The sequence below is a fragment of the Paenibacillus sp. TSA_86.1 genome (assembly GCF_052691815.1).
The window spans coordinates 53,483-69,480 of record NZ_JBQZGE010000014.1 but is presented as its reverse complement, the minus strand read 5'-3'; the positions used below and the strand labels follow the sequence as shown (position 1 = coordinate 69,480).

11 protein-coding genes and 1 tRNA gene are annotated in these 15,998 nt (G+C 46.5%); 10 read left to right on the top strand and 2 right to left on the bottom strand.

All coding sequences use genetic code 11. From position 1 onward, the window contains the following. Positions 1 to 2: 2 nt before the first annotated feature. The 5 genes from ACUTVW_RS21580 to ACUTVW_RS21560 all read left to right on the top strand — a co-directional run bounded on the left by ACUTVW_RS21580 (position 3) and on the right by ACUTVW_RS21560 (position 6,373). Positions 3 to 1,298 carry an STM4014 family protein gene (locus tag ACUTVW_RS21580; protein WP_445647650.1) on the top strand — a complete coding sequence of 432 codons (1,296 nt, stop codon included), beginning with the start codon at positions 3 to 5 and terminating at the stop codon, positions 1,296 to 1,298. Beyond that, positions 1,291 to 2,076, top strand: coding sequence for an STM4013/SEN3800 family hydrolase (locus ACUTVW_RS21575; RefSeq protein WP_445647649.1), 786 nt, complete (start codon positions 1,291 to 1,293; stop codon positions 2,074 to 2,076). Before ACUTVW_RS21580 ends, ACUTVW_RS21575 begins: the two co-directional genes overlap by 8 nt. 11 nt (positions 2,077 to 2,087) lie before the next feature. Continuing rightward, positions 2,088 to 3,473, top strand: a complete 1,386-nt coding sequence (locus ACUTVW_RS21570; protein WP_445647648.1) for an STM4012 family radical SAM protein — start codon at positions 2,088 to 2,090, stop codon at positions 3,471 to 3,473. Next, positions 3,470 to 4,333, top strand: coding sequence for an STM4011 family radical SAM protein (locus tag ACUTVW_RS21565; protein WP_445647647.1), 864 nt, complete (start codon positions 3,470 to 3,472; stop codon positions 4,331 to 4,333). Before ACUTVW_RS21570 ends, ACUTVW_RS21565 begins: the two co-directional genes overlap by 4 nt. Before the next feature lie 342 nt (positions 4,334 to 4,675). After that, a complete protein-coding gene (locus ACUTVW_RS21560; protein ID WP_445647646.1) occupies positions 4,676 to 6,373 on the top strand; it encodes a methyl-accepting chemotaxis protein in 1,698 nt (565 codons plus the stop codon). Between the two features lie 153 nt (positions 6,374 to 6,526). Here ACUTVW_RS21560 and asnB read toward each other — a convergent pair whose 3' ends face one another. Beyond that, on the bottom strand, positions 6,527 to 8,371 hold the full coding sequence (gene asnB / locus ACUTVW_RS21555; RefSeq protein ID WP_445647645.1) for an asparagine synthase (glutamine-hydrolyzing): 1,845 nt from the start codon (positions 8,369 to 8,371) through the stop codon (positions 6,527 to 6,529). 194 nt (positions 8,372 to 8,565) lie between these two features. On the opposite strand from asnB, the gene ACUTVW_RS21550 reads away from it, so the two are divergent. Then, the gene (locus ACUTVW_RS21550; RefSeq protein ID WP_445647644.1) at positions 8,566 to 8,865 is read left to right on the top strand and encodes a hypothetical protein; all 300 of its coding nucleotides are present in this window, start codon (positions 8,566 to 8,568) and stop codon (positions 8,863 to 8,865) included. A 63-nt stretch (positions 8,866 to 8,928) separates the two neighbouring features. Continuing rightward, complete coding sequence (locus tag ACUTVW_RS21545) at positions 8,929 to 9,285, top strand: hypothetical protein (RefSeq protein ID WP_445647643.1); 357 nt, start codon at positions 8,929 to 8,931, stop codon at positions 9,283 to 9,285. 142 nt (positions 9,286 to 9,427) lie between these two features. Here the strand turns inward: ACUTVW_RS21545 and ACUTVW_RS21540 are convergent, their stop codons facing one another. Beyond that, on the bottom strand, positions 9,428 to 9,721 hold the full coding sequence (locus ACUTVW_RS21540) for a DUF4870 domain-containing protein (RefSeq protein WP_434749700.1): 294 nt from the start codon (positions 9,719 to 9,721) through the stop codon (positions 9,428 to 9,430). 260 nt (positions 9,722 to 9,981) lie between these two features. On the opposite strand from ACUTVW_RS21540, the gene ACUTVW_RS21535 reads away from it, so the two are divergent. The 3 genes from ACUTVW_RS21535 to ACUTVW_RS21525 all read left to right on the top strand — a co-directional run bounded on the left by ACUTVW_RS21535 (position 9,982) and on the right by ACUTVW_RS21525 (position 15,866). Continuing rightward, positions 9,982 to 10,055: transfer RNA gene (locus ACUTVW_RS21535), tRNA-Arg, on the top strand. 623 nt (positions 10,056 to 10,678) lie between these two features. Continuing rightward, entirely contained in the window at positions 10,679 to 11,473 is a 795-nt protein-coding gene (locus ACUTVW_RS21530; protein ID WP_445647642.1) for a class I SAM-dependent methyltransferase, read from the top strand. A 436-nt stretch (positions 11,474 to 11,909) separates the two neighbouring features. Next, positions 11,910 to 15,866: a S8 family serine peptidase gene (locus tag ACUTVW_RS21525; RefSeq protein ID WP_445647641.1), complete on the top strand. Its 3,957-nt coding sequence runs from the start codon at positions 11,910 to 11,912 to the stop codon at positions 15,864 to 15,866. The last annotated feature ends 132 nt before the right edge of the window (positions 15,867 to 15,998 follow it).

The window sequence follows — 15,998 nt, the reverse complement described above, 5'->3', positions numbered from 1 at the left end:
CGATGTTGATGTTGAATGAAAAGCCTCTGTTATTAATCGGTAATCCGAATAATCGACGAACGACAGGGCTGCAAGAAGCCAGAAAACAAATGGGCATGAGACCTGCTACTGTGGTGTCCTATGAGAAACTGCTCCGTACATGGAGACAGGGAGGCAGTTTGGCTGAACTTGTACAGTCAGACTGCCCAGCGCCATTGATTCGACTGGATGCACCAGGAGAAGATTGGGATGTTGAACGCGGATTGTTACATCTCGGAGCTACGGATTCTAAAGTGCCGAGCCATACCATGTCTAATGATAGGGTACCTGGTTTTGAAGGTTCAGCATGCGGTTTGCCGAGTGACCGGATATCTTCGGCACAGATGCAGATGACAGGTAAGGAAGGTTTCTCCGCCGAGGAGGCTCTCACATTGGAGCAGCAATGGGGTAGAATCTATGCGCCTGCCCAATGGTTCCGTGGCTGGAAAGCTTGTCTTGACCGAATGGGCCAAGAAGCGCGTGAAGTGTGGCCTGATGTGCAATTTTGGAATGATCCTGCGGAGATTGGCATGATGTTTGATAAAAGAGATTGTCAGACGCACCTTAAGAAACATGGTATTCCAGTGCCGCCGTTATTACCTTCCTCGGAGTCGATCGAGTGCTGGGAACTTTTGCGTGCGGCGATGGACGTTTCAGGGATGCACCGCGTCTTTGTCAAGCTGGCCTACGGCTCGGGGGCCTCTGGTGTTGTCGCATATCAGGTGAATCCGCGGACGGGTGCGGAGATGGCGATAACAACGGTAGGTATGGAGTCCGTGCAAGGTCAAACTGTTTTTTATAACCAGGGTAAACTTCAGAAGTATACCCGTCAGGATGAAATTCGTACGCTGTTGGACTGGCTCTGTGCTGAAGGTGCGCAAATGGAGCGATGGATGCCCAAAGCAACACTGGATCAACGTGCTTATGATATCCGTCAACTGATGATGGCAGGACAGGTCGGTCACGCAGTTATGCGTCTTAGCCATACACCGATCACGAATCTTCATCTACGGAATGAGCGGATGCTGCCAGCAGAAGCTGGCCTGAACGAATTACATCTGTCCATGATTCAGAAGGCAGCCCGGGATACGATGAGAGCGTTCCCTAATTCATGGTCGGCAGGTATTGATGTGATGCTGACTAGCGGCATGAATCCTCGTGCGTACGTGCTGGATGTGAATCCGTTTGGAGACCTGTTATACCGGGTCAAACATGAAGGGATGAGCCCTTATGAATGGGAAATGAAGCTTTTGCGAAAGGAGCCTGTTAGACATGACTGATATGAACACCATTGTAGGCTCCCATGATATCTTAATGATCACACTGGATACGCTGCGATATGACGTTGCCAAGCTGGAGGAGCAGCATTGCCCTAATCTGTGCGGCTCAGGTCCGTGGGAAGAAAGGCACACCCCCGGCAGCTTTACATATGCTGCACATCATGCTTTTTTTGGCGGTTTTATGCCTACACCTGCGAATACAGATAAAGCATCTCATGTCCGGTTGTTCCATTCTCGGAATACCGGACTTAACACTCATCCTCACACCTGGTTGTTTGATACACCAGATATCGTTTCGGGATTTGCCGCTGAGGGGTATCGTACGATTTGCATCGGCGGGGTCATTTTTTTCACGAAAAAGAACCCTCTCGCGAAAGTGCTGCCTGGTTATTTTCAGCAAAGTTATTGGCGAATGAATTTTGGGGTCACCAACCCCAGGTCCACAGAGAATCAGGTCAACCATGCTTTAAAGCTGCTTCATCAGTCTGCGCCTGATGAAAAGTTGTTTCTGTTCATGAATGTGTCTGCCATTCATGGCCCCAATCGATATTTTGTGGAAGGCGCCCGGGAAGACTCGGTGGAGACACAACGTGCTGCGCTGCGATATGTGGACAAGGCGTTAGGGCCGTTGTTTGAAGCGATGAGAGAACGCAAGCGCCCAACGTTTTGTCTTGCTTTCTCTGACCATGGTACCGCCTACGGTGAGGATGGGTATCACGGTCACCGTCTGGCACACGATGTCGTTTGGACTGTGCCGTACCGTGAATTTATTTTATAAGGAGGATGCCGATGAGTGAGTCTACAGAGCAAACGACAACAGGTGCCGCACAGTCTGGCTCCGATTCAAGAGCAAGTCTTCGTGAAGTGCTGAAATTCCCTTATCGTTCTTATCTCTACTCCTATCCGCATAAGACGGCATATCGTGAGCTGAATCCCCCGGTTCCGCTGCAGTCACTGTGGGAAAAGGAAGATACAGATACCTATTTTTTATATATGCACATCCCTTTTTGTGCCGCTCGTTGCGGGTTTTGTAATCTGTTCACACTGCCGGACAAGCGTCAGGATAGCCATGAACAGTACGTGGATGCACTTGAACGTCAAGCGAGGCAGTGGGCGCCGATTACGTCACGTAGACCCTATTCGAGGTTTGCCATTGGCGGCGGAACACCTACGTTGTTGAATGAGAAGCAGCTGAGCCGGCTGTTCGACATTGCTGAACATACGATGGGACTAGATCCATCACAAGCTTCTATTTCGGTCGAGACTTCCCCTGACACCGTAACGGATGGAAAATTGAGCATTTTGAAAGAACGACGAGTGGATCGAGTAAGTATGGGGATTCAGAGTTTAATTGAAGCAGAGGCATCTGCCATCTATCGGCCGCAAAAACCGCAGGAGGTAGAACGGGCTTTGGAGAAGCTGCTTCGTCATGATTTTCCGCTGTTGAATCTGGATCTGATCTATGGTCTGCCAGGGCAAACCGTGGATACGTGGATCTATTCCCTTGAACGTGTGCTGGCCTATGATCCAGGGGAAGTGTTTATTTATCCTTTGTATACACGGGAGAATACCATTGTGAAGCCCGAAGATATTAAGCGTCAAGGACCCGATATTCGGATGGAACTGTACAAAGCTGCGCGTGAACTGTTAAAAAGCAAAGGATACACGCAATATTCCATGCGTAGATTTGCGAAGGAGCAGTCTTCTGCCAAAGTGCTGTTACCCTACAGCTGCCAGGAAGAGGGCATGGTTGGTCTCGGATGTGGTGCTCGCTCCTATACGAGCGAGGTGCACTATGCGTCCAAGTATGGTGTGACCTATAAAGCAACGCAGAGCATTATCGCCGATTACGTAAACGCTGAACGTTATGACACAGCGGATTATGGCATTATATTAAGCCGTGAAGAACAGAGACGCCGATTCATATTAAAAGCGTTACTGCATCGGGAGGGGCTCCTGTTGTCCACCTACGAGGAGAGATTTGGAACAGATGTGCTGTCCGACTATCCGTGGCTGAACGAATTACTGGCAGAAGAGATGGCATGTTTTGATATCGCTGGAGATGAGCGAGTGCTGCGTTTGACAGAGGACGGGCTCGGATACTCTGATGCCATTGGGGACTGGCTGATTTCTGCTGAAATCCGTGAGCAGATGGAAGGGTTTGTTTTCTCATGAAAGCGACCTTATATTATCGGGGGAAGTTGTCCTCCTGTAACTATGACTGTCCTTATTGCCCGTTTAGCAAAACAGTTGATTCCAAAGAAACGCTAAGTGTAGATGAACAACAGTTGCGGCAATTTGTTAACTGGGTGAGGGAACAGGAGAGTCAGGGGCATCGTTTTTCTATTTTCTTCAACCCCTATGGAGAAGCTTTGGTGCGGCGCTGGTATCGGGAAGCGATGGTTGAATTGTCACATATGGCCCATGTGGAGAAAGTAGCAGTCCAGACTAACCTGTCCGTTAAGCTGGATTGGGCGCGTGAGCTGCATGTGGATAAAGCTGCTTTCTGGGCAACATATCATCCTCGGGAGACCCAAGAAACCTCTTTTGTTAATCAGTGTATGTCTTTGCGTGAGATGGGGCTGTCTTTCAGCGTAGGTACGGTAGGATTGCGCAGTGCATTTCCAGCAATAGAATCTATGAGGAAAGCTCTGCCGGACGATGTCTATATGTGGGTTAATGCGTTCAAAGATCGGCCGAAGTACTACACCCCGGACGAGATAAAGTTTCTCAAGGGAATCGACCCGCTGTTTGAGGGCAATTTGCAGGACTATGATAGCTTAGGCAAAAGCTGTGCTGCAGGCTCGGATGTATTTTACGTGCAAGGCTCGGGACATGTGAAAAGGTGTTACAAAGATCGCCGCATCATTGGTCATCTCTATCGTGACGGCTTGCAAGCTTTGGCGGCAGATCGACCTTGTACTATGAAAAAATGTGGCTGTTACATTGGTTATATCCATATGCAGGATTCTCCGTTCAGAGAAATGTTTGGCACAGGGCTGTTGGAACGGAACCCGGCCTTCATACATCAATAAATTCATCTTTCAGGAAATGCTTGCTTCAAACCGAAAGGTTTGGCTGCAAGCGTACTGGAAGGTGTTTTTTTTGTTATGTGACGAATGTAAGAAAAGTAATTTTTATTTTTAAATAGGTCTTGACTTTTTAATTTACAAAATTAAAATAATTTTTGATTCAAGTTTGGTTCAATTTGGGTTAGTATGAATTAGGAACAAAGACCTGAATGAGAGATAATAATAGCGTATATAGTATTAACGTATATCATAATATAGGTCTTTAGTATCAAGTTGAGGAGGGGTGAATACGTAAAAATATATTTGGTTTTACAACATTTCATTGAACCTCAGGAGGAATTCAAAGTGAAAAGAGTATCCATCAGTCAAAAATTGCTTATCGGTTTTTCATCCGTTCTATTGTTGTTGATAGCGGTTACAGCTATTTCATACTTTCAATTTGTAAGTCTGGAGAAAACGTTCACCGATTTAATAAATGATAGAACTAGCAAATTACTTAAAATTAAAAATATGACGATTGATCTCAAGTCACAACAAGTCGCTTTGAGGAACTACATCATGCAACCGGGTCAGGATAAAGAGGATGTATTTAAGCAGGCGTATGAAGATTACATAAAATTGAGCGAAGATTTAAAAGCGACGGTTACGAGTTCCAATATGAAACAATATCTGGCGGACTCTGGCGAATTGATGAACCAGTATTATGATATCTCAAAAAACGTAATGTCTATAACCAAGCAAGGGAAAGTGGAAGAAATATCTCAGTTAATGGAGAATACAATTCCGCCGCTTATAACTAAATTTGAAAACATTGTTGAATCGATGGAGAATCATCAGCAAAAAGCAATGGATGAAGGAGTCGCTGCTGCCAATGTTCAGACAGCTACGGTTCTTCGATTAATCAGCATCCTGGGGATCGTCTCTATTCTTATTGGTCTAGCAATCGCCATTATTATCGCCCGAATTATCTCGAAACCGGTGCAAGCTGTTGCACAAGCCGCGAGCCGTATTGCGGAAGGGGACTTAACAGGGGGACCACTGAAGGTTCGTAACAAAGACGAGATTGGGGAGATGGCTGAGGCTTTTAACTTGATGTCCGACAATTTACGTATGCTGATACATCAGGTTAACGATGGTGCGGAACGGGTAGCGGCTTCTTCGGAAGAGTTGACAGCAAGTACAGAACAGACTGCTACCGCCAATGAACAAGTAGCGACTACGATGGAGGAGATCGCAGAGGGAATGGATGGACAGGTTCGTATGGTCAGTGAAGGATTCCAGACGATGAATGAACTGGCGACGGGTTTCCAGCAGGTGGCTGAAAATACAACTGTTGTTTCCGAGCAGGCGGCAGAAGCTTCTGCCCAGACCGTATCTGGCAGTGAATCCATCCGCTCAGCGGTTGGACAGATGAACTCCATCCAAAATACCGTTTCAAACCTTGCTGGCGTCATTGAAGAACTGAGCAAACACTCCACCAATATTGTAAAAATGGTAGACGCGATCTCTGAAATATCTGCACAGACGAATCTGTTATCTCTTAATGCGGCCATTGAGGCAGCGAGAGCGGGAGAACACGGAAGAGGATTTCAGGTTGTGGCTACCGAGGTTCGGAAATTGTCCGAGCAGTCTGCACAGTCTGCAGGAGAAATTGTGACATTGGTTTCCTCCATTGAAACGGGTATGAAAAATGCTGCACACTCGATGAGTATGGTTTCTTCTGAGGTACAGGAAGGTATTCAATTAGTGAATCAAGCCGGGTCTACGTTTGACGATATTCGAACTTCGGTAAGTGGTGTCGCGGGCCAAGCTCAGGAGGTATCTGCTTCGATCGAACAGATGAATGCGGGCGTAGAGCAGATTAATGCATCGATGAAATCCATCATGGAGGTAACAGAAAATGCGGCTGCGGGAACAGAGGAAGTGAGTGCAACAACCGAAGAGCAGTTGTCTGCAATGCAGGAGATTGCATCGGCTGCGAATGATCTTTCATCTATGGCTGAGATGTTACAGCAGTCGGTTGCTCGTTTCAAAGTTTCTTAATTAAGAATAGAATTGAATATGTGAAAATGCCCCTGCACCATGGTAATGGTATAGGGGCATTTTTGGGTTGCTTAAAACTTGTGGAAGACTACATTGGTCAGAAGCCGTGATTAAAGTTTGCTTGGAGCTGCACGCAAGCTTAGGATGCGTTATTTAACGGATGGCGACGTTGTATGTTTTCAGCCAGCTATTAATCTGTGTTAAATAAGCGAACAACTGTGGCCCTGACATTAATTGTCCAAACCACGGAAGATTCGAGGAGGCATCCGGCGAAGAGGCGAGATTCCGAATCTGCGCTTTATCGATTAAAGGTAGAATTGGCGACGTTGGATCATCCAGTATTTCAAGCACCTGTTGCTTAACTGCCGCAAGGTATTTAGGGTCATGTGTTTTGGGATATGGACTCTTCTTACGATATAACACATCGTCAGGAAGGACGCCTTCAAGCGCTTTTCGCAAAATACCCTTCTCCCGGCCACCGGTAATTTTCATTTCCCAGGGAATGTTAAATACATATTGAATCAGTCTGTGATCGCAGTAAGGGACGCGGACTTCCAGGCCGGCACCCATACTCATCCGATCTTTACGATCCAGGAGTGTAGGCATGAAACGAGTAATATTCAAATAAGACATCACACGCATCTGAGCTGCTTTTCCTGCCTCACCATCGAGTAACGGAACCTCGGCGACAGCATCCGAATATCGGTCTGCAAGATAGTCGAGCGGTCTGATCCACTCCCGAATGTCCGAAGATAACAGTCCTGCCCGCATGTCAGGTGCTACAGACCATGGGAATGTGCCTGAGTTCAACATTTCATCCCGGTGAAACCAAGGATAACCGCCAAATACTTCATCAGCAGCTTCCCCGGAGATGGCGACGGTGGCTCCTTTTTTGATCTCTTTACAGAATAAATACAGGGAAGAATCGACATCTGCCATGCCGGGCAGATCTCTTACCAGCATAGCTTGAGTGAGTGCGTGCACAAGTTCTCCATTTTCAATCTCAATCCAGTGGTGATCGGTTTGGAGCTCGTCAACCATCCGCTGGATCCAAGGGCCGTCAGCTCCGGGCTGAAAGGAGTGTGCCTGAAAGTGTTTAGCGTTATCGACGTAATCAACCGAATACGTGCTGATTTGACCTTGCCCTGTACGCTTGTAATAATCGACAGCCAAAGCGGACAAGGCACTGGAGTCAAGGCCGCCGGATAGCAGGGAACACACGGGAACATCAGAAGCTAACTGGCGTTCCAGCGTATCCTGTAACAGACGGCGTACTTCAGCTGCTGTTTCGTCCAGATTATGTTCGTGTTTGAGGGATTCCAGCTTCCAATAGGCATATGTTTTGATGCCACTACGGCTGTAAATCATAGCGTGAGCAGGCTTTAGTTCATGGAGTGAAGAGTACACGCCATGTCCGGGTGTTCGTGCAGGCCCGATAATAAATACTTCTGCTAACCCCTCTGGTCCCACCGTGGCTTCGACATCCGGATGAAGGAGCAACGCTTTGGGTTCAGAACCGAAAACAAGTGCATCCTTGGTGTTGCTATAAAAGAGAGGTTTTACGCCTAAGCGGTCACGTGCCATGAAAACCTGTTCTCTTCCGCCGTCCCATATGGCAAAAGCGAAAATTCCGTTAAACTTCTCAACACATGCCGGGCCCCATTCGATATATGAGGCAAGCAGAACTTCTGTGTCACATTGGGTACGGAAATGGTGCCCACGCTGAAGCAACTCTTTTTTTAATTCGGGTGCATTGTATAGTTCTCCGTTATACACAACAGTATAGGAGGTGTCTCCTTGTAACGCATGCATGGGTTGTGCCCCGTTCTCCGGATCCATTACGCTGAGGCGGCGATGTCCAAAAGCACAGGGGTTGGAAATCCATGTACCTGAAGCGTCGGGGCCACGGTTCGATAAGCTATCCGTCATCCGGACGAGCAACTCCGATTCCTGTGTCAAATCCCGATTCCACTGTACGAAGCCGGTTATACCGCACATGGTTTGTTCATCCTTTCTTGGTCGAGTCGTTCATCCGTATGCTGCCAAAAATCGAAAGCGGCTAGCAAATGTTGTCTTTTTCGTCAGAGGTCGTAACAAATATATGCCGAATGCAGGCATAAAATGTCTGTCCTCTTCGGAAACTACATCTAGGGATAACAGCCTAAAGCTGCCTGTAAAGGGGAGAACATGCAATGGACAGGATCAATTATTATGTGTCTGTCATGGGCCGATCTGTCATACCGGATTCCTCTGCAACGTCGTATGAATGGGTGATTCAGGCGACACCTCAGGAAGCCGAACATTTACTGGGATTGCTTTATCTTATGCAGGAAAAGGAAGAAGAAGCCTTTCCGGGAATGGTATTTCCTTGGCCTGACACACCAGAAGATCATGTGAACCGTGCTTATGAAGCCGTTTTGCAGCAGGTATATCGGGAAATTTACCGGCTCGGGATACCGGAGACTAGGCACCAGATCGAACAAAGTACTTGAACAGGCAAGCGACATGATTGGAACGATAAGTGCAAGTGATTAGAACAAAAGGAGAAGATGACGATGTATGCCATTCAGGATGCTAAAATACGCAGATTAACGGAAGTAGACGGATTGTCTTGTGCCGAAGTGGAAGTACAACCGGGGAATGCAGGTGATCCGTCTTTACTTGTATATGTTGCCAGGGCTCAGCCGGGGAATGAACTGCAGGTAGTGCGCATTGTGCGCAATCACTCGGATGGAGCCATTGACTGGTATAACAACAATATGCATACCGCTTTTGAAGATGCGACAGAAACGGCATTTGAAAATAGTGAGGGTATCACGGCGGAGGAAGACAAGGCTCAATTTCAAAGTAACCTGTTGGCCTTTGGTTTGCTTAAACCTACACTTCAACGGTATTTGGTTGGTCAGGGGTAAGCAGAGGACGAACAAGTAACAGAAACTAACGGACACTAGAGGATTAATGAGCAGAGATAGAAAAACCCGTCGTAGCATCACGGCGGGTTTTTTGGTGATTTGGAACATTTTTTGTTTGTGGTGAGTTAGAATTATTCAGTGTTCAGTAATATTCACGCAAGACCTGAATTCCTTTGACCACATTGTATACAAAGCTTAAGCCGTAAATGATGAAGAACAGAATCACAAACCCGATCGCTGATCCCAAACTGTGAGCTGTCACAAAGAAATACAGCAGTGGAATGGCTGCAAGAAACGGGAACACATGGGAGAAAAGAGCGCGCTTCGCGTGCCCGGCGATGTATTCATCCCTCGCCACAATCCATACAATAATGGGGAACAGAAACGGGGCAAAGAAAATACTGAAATAGGATAGGGATGATAAAAGTTGTCTCATAAGCATGGTCTCCTTCAATAGAATTTCATATGGTGTGTGCAAACCAATTACCCGGATGGAAGGTTGCTGAATAAGTATACACTTGTCTACAGGTTTAGGTACAGGGCAGGTGGCAAGGAAACCCTATTCGGCGATCTGTTTCATATACATATCCTACAAGGGTGGATTATCGGATACATTATTAATTTATAATAAAGGTATTGCTAAAAATAGAAATCAGAGTATAATAGAGATCGTGCCGAATTTTATTATACATATTTGTCTCAGTAGCTCAGCAGGATAGAGCAACGGCCTTCTAAGCCGTCGGTCGGGGGTTCGAATCCCTCCTGGGACGTCATTTAAAGAAGCTTCCTTCGGGAAGCTTTTTTGCGCTCAGGGGATGAGAAGCCCAGAGGTTCGTCGGCGCATCGGCTTCGTTAGCACAAGCATCGCAGTCTCGACTGTACTTACTTTTTCCTCAACACTGACTTCGTGCTTTCAACTACAGACTACAGGCAGAATGCCGTTCTTGAGAGCTAATAAGGCGTTTCACAGTGAAATTGCCTCTCTCCATCATTCAATAGCTCCTCTCCACCGTGCCACAAAACTCTAACGATCACCAGAGACGCTATTTGCCCCATTTTCGGCGTTTTGAAATTTTAACGATCACCAGCGAGCTTATTATCTTAATTTCAGGTTTCTTTTGTACTTCTTTATGCTGTTTTAACTAAATAGCGTTTCTGAGGATCGGTAGAATTGAAAAAGACTCTTTTTCCTCCGAATAAGGCTTCTGATGATCGTTAGGAAATTCAGCTCAATAAACCGCTACGAATCATGAGGTGATAAATGTGCTCCTTCATCGAGCGGACTTCCGGGTCTGTTGACACCAGTGTTATTCTAATTGGTTTTACCTATAAAATAAATAGATTATATATATTTTATCAATAAGAGAAAATGTGTCACAATGAGGATACAACAGTGAAAGCGACGGTGGAGCAGATGAAATCGATCAATCAGTGGCAGGCGCAAGAGTATGACAATCAACTGGCTTTTGTATCGGAGTATGGAAAAAGTCTCATTCCCTGGCTTCGTCCGACAGAAGGAGAATCTATTCTTGACCTTGGCTGTGGAACCGGTGATTTAACGCATGAGATTTCCCAATACGGGGTAGCAGTGACTGGCATAGACGCTTCCTCAGATATGATTGCTCAAGCGAGGAAAAAGTTTCCGGAATTGGAGTTCTGGGAAGCGGATGGTCAGGAGTTCGAAACAGAGCATCAGTATGATGCGGTCTTTTCTAACGCTGCATTGCACTGGATGCGAAAGCCTCGAAATGTTGTAGAAGGTGTGTGGCATGCACTGAAGCCTGGGGGACGGTTTGTGGCTGAATTTGGAGGTAAAGGGAATGTGCAGATCATCGTTAACGCACTGGAGGAAGTGCTGGACCGGCATACAGGGATCAAGGCTTCCGAACGTAATCCATGGTATTTTCCGACGATTGCACAATACAGCACTCTTTTGGAAGACAGAGGCTTTGTGGTTCGACAGGCCTATCACTATGACCGCCCTACCAAACTGGCAGATGGGGAAGATGGAATTATAGGCTGGTTGGCTCATTTTGGAGATGACTATTTTGAGGGTTTTAGCTCTGAGCAGGTGAATGAATGGTGTCAGGAGATTAGCGAGATCGTCATTCCTAAGCTGTGGAAAAACGATGCGATCTATGCCGATTACAAACGTATTCGTATTGAGGCATTCAAACCCGAAATGTAATTAGATATAATCAAAAGTATTGTTACGCGAATTTAATCCTCTTTAAAAGGTGATATTCCTAGGCTGTTTCCATATCTGTAACAATGATATGAATCCAATGAATGCTGAAAATTCCAGATGAAATCATTGAAAACCGTGCCTTTCTCGAGTTTAGAGAAGCATGGTTTTTTCTTGTTTTAACTTGAATGTTTTAATTTTTAATATTCAAACGACAAAAATATACAACTGCGAATGTTTATCGTTCTAAAGACCCATATAAGTAATTTCTATATCAAAATGTAAGTAATTAGAAGGAATTTGTGATATTTTGGTAGAATAATTTACCAGGGGTCAAACATCTTGCAGATTGGCGGTGAATTGGTCGAAAGTATTGCAGTGCTTCTGGCAACAAGACCCCATGTGGTGAGGCATATACACGAAGAAGGAGGGCATCGCCTTGAATAAACGATTGATATCTATGTTAATGAGCGTCCTTATGGTTTTTTCCCTTATCCTGCCTGCAGCCGGAGCCGCTCCTGCGGATTCAGCCATTCAACTGGATAACACATTAAACAGCAACGAAGCAAAGCATATGAGAGAGGTACTTGCCGGTCGGGAAGCTCGAATTGCTGCAGATCCATTTCTAGATAAAAGTCTGGAAGGTCTTGGCGGAGAGAACACACGGGTCATCGTTGAACTTTCCAATAAACCCGTTGCTGTAGCACAAGGCGAATCAACCCTCTCAGGAAGATCGTTCACCTCCTCTATGGAAACAAAGGCTGTGACTCAAGTTGAAGACCAACAACAGTCATTTGTACATAGCCTCACTCAGAAAAAAATCAAACACGAAGTGCTAGACAATTATGCATATGCCCTTAATGGTGTATCCCTTGAAGTGAAGGGCAATCAATTGGGACAATTGCTTCAAATACCAGGTGTAGTCAGTGTATATCCTGACTATGAAGTGAAGCTGGCGCCAGACAAAGGCGAAGTTAATCCGCACATGAAAGATACAGCCCCTTTTATTGGAGCTCCTGAAGTATGGAATTTGGGATACAAAGGAAAAGGTGTGAAAGTTGGCGTTATTGATACCGGGATTGATTACACTCACCCGAATCTGCGTGATGCCTATAAAGGCGGGTGGGATTTTGTAGATAATGACAATGATCCATATGAAGCGACCTATCAGGAATGGAAGGTGTCAGGCCAGCCTGAATTTGATGACAGAGGAAGCTCTTATTATACCTCTCACGGCACACATGTCTCGGGTACGGTAGCTGCTCGTGAAGCAGGAGACTATGGTATCGTGGGTATCGCTCCTGAAGCGGATATTTATGCTTACCGTGTTTTAGGTCCATATGGCAGTGGACAGACGTCCTGGGTACTCGGCGGGATTGACCGTTCAGTAGCGGATGGAATGGATGTTATCAATCTTTCGCTTGGTGCCGCAAACAATGATCCAAGCTATGTGACATCGGTTGCATTGAATAATGCGATGTTGTCTGGAGTTACTGCGGTTGTATCCAGTGGAAACAGTGGTCCTAACCGTTATACTCTTGGTTCACCGGGGGCGTCTGCTATGGCGATTACTGTAGGTAACTCTACAGGCCCTAGTCAGGTGATTACGGCCAACACCCATTTCTGGATCGGTGAAGAAGGCCAGGAAACAGCGCCTGAACAACAGCCGGCTCCAGAAATTGAGCAAACCCCTGAATTAGGGAATGCCCCTGAAACGCAGGAGCCTGCGGTTACAACGGTTACTGCACCTGAAGGTGGGGCTGAAGCGACTGCACCAGAAGGTGAAGCGGGAGAGGATGCACCCGCACAAACTGAATCTGGTCAGGCTGTAGCCCCAGAAGCCAATGCTGGCAAAGGAACAGTTGATGAAGTTACTGCCCCAGCGTCAGAAACAACAGAAGCAACTGAACCAGCAGAACCAGAGAATGTAGAACAAACACCTTTGTCTGTGACCGAATCCGTGTACCGTTTGGATGTGATGGGATGGAGTCTTGCGGCTGATCCTGAAGCGGTGTTGACAGATCGATATAACGTTGAATTTGCAGCTCTGGGTAAACCTGCTGACTTCGAAGGTAAGGATTTAACGGGTAAAATCGCTTTGATCCAGCGTGGTGAACTTGCTTTTGTTGAGAAGATTGCCAATGCCAAAGCAGCCGGAGCTGTGGCGGTAATTGTGTATAACAATATCCCGGGTCCAATCGGGGTAAGCCTTGGAGACAACTTTGATCTGATTCCGACACTCAGCATGTCGAAGGAGGACGGCGAAGTCATTAAGGCTGCACTGGATGCGAGCCAGCCAGTTAAAGTAAGTTTCAGTGATTTTGAGCGCGGTCAGACACCTGGGGATGAGATGAGTTCTTCCAGTTCCCGCGGGCCTGCCAAAGTAACGTTGGATATTAAACCGGATGTCGTTGCACCGGGTTCCAGCATTTTGTCGACCATTCCTGCTTATGGTAAAGATGAGCCAGGGGCAGATTATGCGCAAGCGTATGATCGCAAAAGTGGAACAAGTATGGCTGCACCGCATGTAGCCGGTCTCGCTGCATTGTTGCTTGAAAAGCACCCGGATTGGACACCTTTTGATGTCAAAGTTGCTCTGATGAATAATGCCAAAATCATGGACACAGCCAAATACGATGTGTTTGATCAAGGGGCAGGCCGTATTCAAGCAGTGAAATCCATTGATCCAGCCGCTTTTGTCAAAGTGATGGATGTGACCCAGTATACCGAGAGTGGCTCGGTTGTGGAGAAAGAAAACATTACAGGAAGCATTAACTACGGCAATTTCATGAGTACTGATGAGAAAACCGTAACCAAAACGATCAAGGTTCAGGCCTTAAATGGAAGTGGCGGCGAGTACACGGTAAATGTGAATCCGATTCGCACCGTGCCTGGAGTATCTGTTGCCGTTGATAAAGCTTCATTCACTTTGAATGGAGAAGAAGAGCTCGCTGTAACGGTAACAGTTCCTCGTGGTGTCACGGCACTAACTGAGGCACAAGGCTACATTGAAATTACAAATGGAACTAACACGTTTACAGTACCATATGTAGCTCACTTTAATGTGACTTCAAGCGGTGTGAAATACATTGAAACGGTAAAAGGAACTACGAAGAACCCGTTCTATTATCCATTGAAGGCGGACGGGTCACTGGACACGTTGAACGTTGCGATGGAGTTTCATAATCCGATGACGTTTGCGCTGATCGAGATCTATAACGGCCTTGATCCTGAAGGTGGTCATTATCAAGATGGCTACATTGGTTCAATTTTTGGCAATTATTATAATTTTAATGCAAATGCAAGATATACGCTGGCTTGGGATGGTCAGTATTCGGATTACACGACGGAAGAAGTCACTGAACTTGCAGACGGCGTGTATACCGTAGATATTACAACCATCGGTGCAGATGGCAAGACTTATAAGGAAGATACGTCTCCATTTTTGGTTAAAAAGACAGCTCCTGCAGTGACTGCTCCACAAACACTGGAGTTCAAAGCGGAGGATGCGGTTGTCATTAACGGTACAGTGGATGATCTGTATTTCCGTGCTGCTCCTGCACTGGCGAAAGGCTGGAGTATCCAGCTTGACCCGACGACAGCGCTGAAAGCATCCTACGTTGTGAAAAAGGATGATGGCTCCACGTTGAAAGAAGGCACGTTTAATGTTCAGGCAGATGGCAGCTTCCAATATGCATTGGAGGGTGTCGAAGGTGGTACGTATACTGTAGAAACGACGGTAAAAGACGAGCAAGGTCTTTCAGGTACGACCAGCACAGCGATTACGGTAGAGGCTGCTGAACCTGAATCACCGGCAACCAAAGCACCTGGAACGCCTACGTTGTCCCATAATAACGGCTTTGTTAACGGTCTGTTAGGGGGCGATTATACCGTGTCCATGAGCATGTGGTGGGGTGAAAATGCCACGAGCTACAAGTTGTATGAGGATGGTGTGTTGGTTGATTCACAAAAATTGACCTACAACGCACCATGGGCCCAGTTCGCTCAAACGAAAATTTCAGGCAAAACTAATGGCACCTATACTTATGTTGCTGAACTTGCCAATGATAAGGGTGTAACGCGCAGTCAGATATTGACTGTACGGGTAACCGATGCATTGCCGGGCAAAGCAGTGCTCTCCCATGATAATTGGGATGTGAACGGCAACTACAAGGTGATGATGAACTTGTGGTGGGGAACAAATGCAACCGAGTATCGTCTTTATGAAAATGATGAGTTGATTGATACGCAGTCACTCAAAGCGACAACACCACTGCCGCAATTTGCTGTGACAGCAGTAAAAGGCAAAGCATCTGGTACGTATACGTACCGAGCCGAGTTGGTTAACGCTGCCGGGGTGACCGACAGCAATACCATTACGGTGAAGGTGAAGTAACAGAAATAATCATCTAAACTAAGATTGTTTGTGAAAAGTAGTGCCTCGTCCCCTATCCGACGTGAAGTCGGTGAGGGACGTAAGGTGGATATGAGAAACGGCCCCTTCCTGTTAGATGTACAGGAGAGGCCG

Coding starts and splice junctions, on each gene's coding strand:
- ACUTVW_RS21580 (WP_445647650.1), top strand. CDS start 3: ATGTTGATGTTGAATGAAAAGCCTCTGTTATTAATCGGTAATCCGAAT.
- ACUTVW_RS21575 (WP_445647649.1), top strand. CDS start 1,291: ATGACTGATATGAACACCATTGTAGGCTCCCATGATATCTTAATGATC.
- ACUTVW_RS21570 (WP_445647648.1), top strand. CDS start 2,088: ATGAGTGAGTCTACAGAGCAAACGACAACAGGTGCCGCACAGTCTGGC.
- ACUTVW_RS21565 (WP_445647647.1), top strand. CDS start 3,470: ATGAAAGCGACCTTATATTATCGGGGGAAGTTGTCCTCCTGTAACTAT.
- asnB (WP_445647645.1), bottom strand. CDS start 8,371: ATGTGCGGTATAACCGGCTTCGTACAGTGGAATCGGGATTTGACACAG.
- ACUTVW_RS21550 (WP_445647644.1), top strand. CDS start 8,566: ATGGACAGGATCAATTATTATGTGTCTGTCATGGGCCGATCTGTCATA.
- ACUTVW_RS21545 (WP_445647643.1), top strand. CDS start 8,929: ATGTATGCCATTCAGGATGCTAAAATACGCAGATTAACGGAAGTAGAC.
- ACUTVW_RS21540 (WP_434749700.1), bottom strand. CDS start 9,721: ATGAGACAACTTTTATCATCCCTATCCTATTTCAGTATTTTCTTTGCC.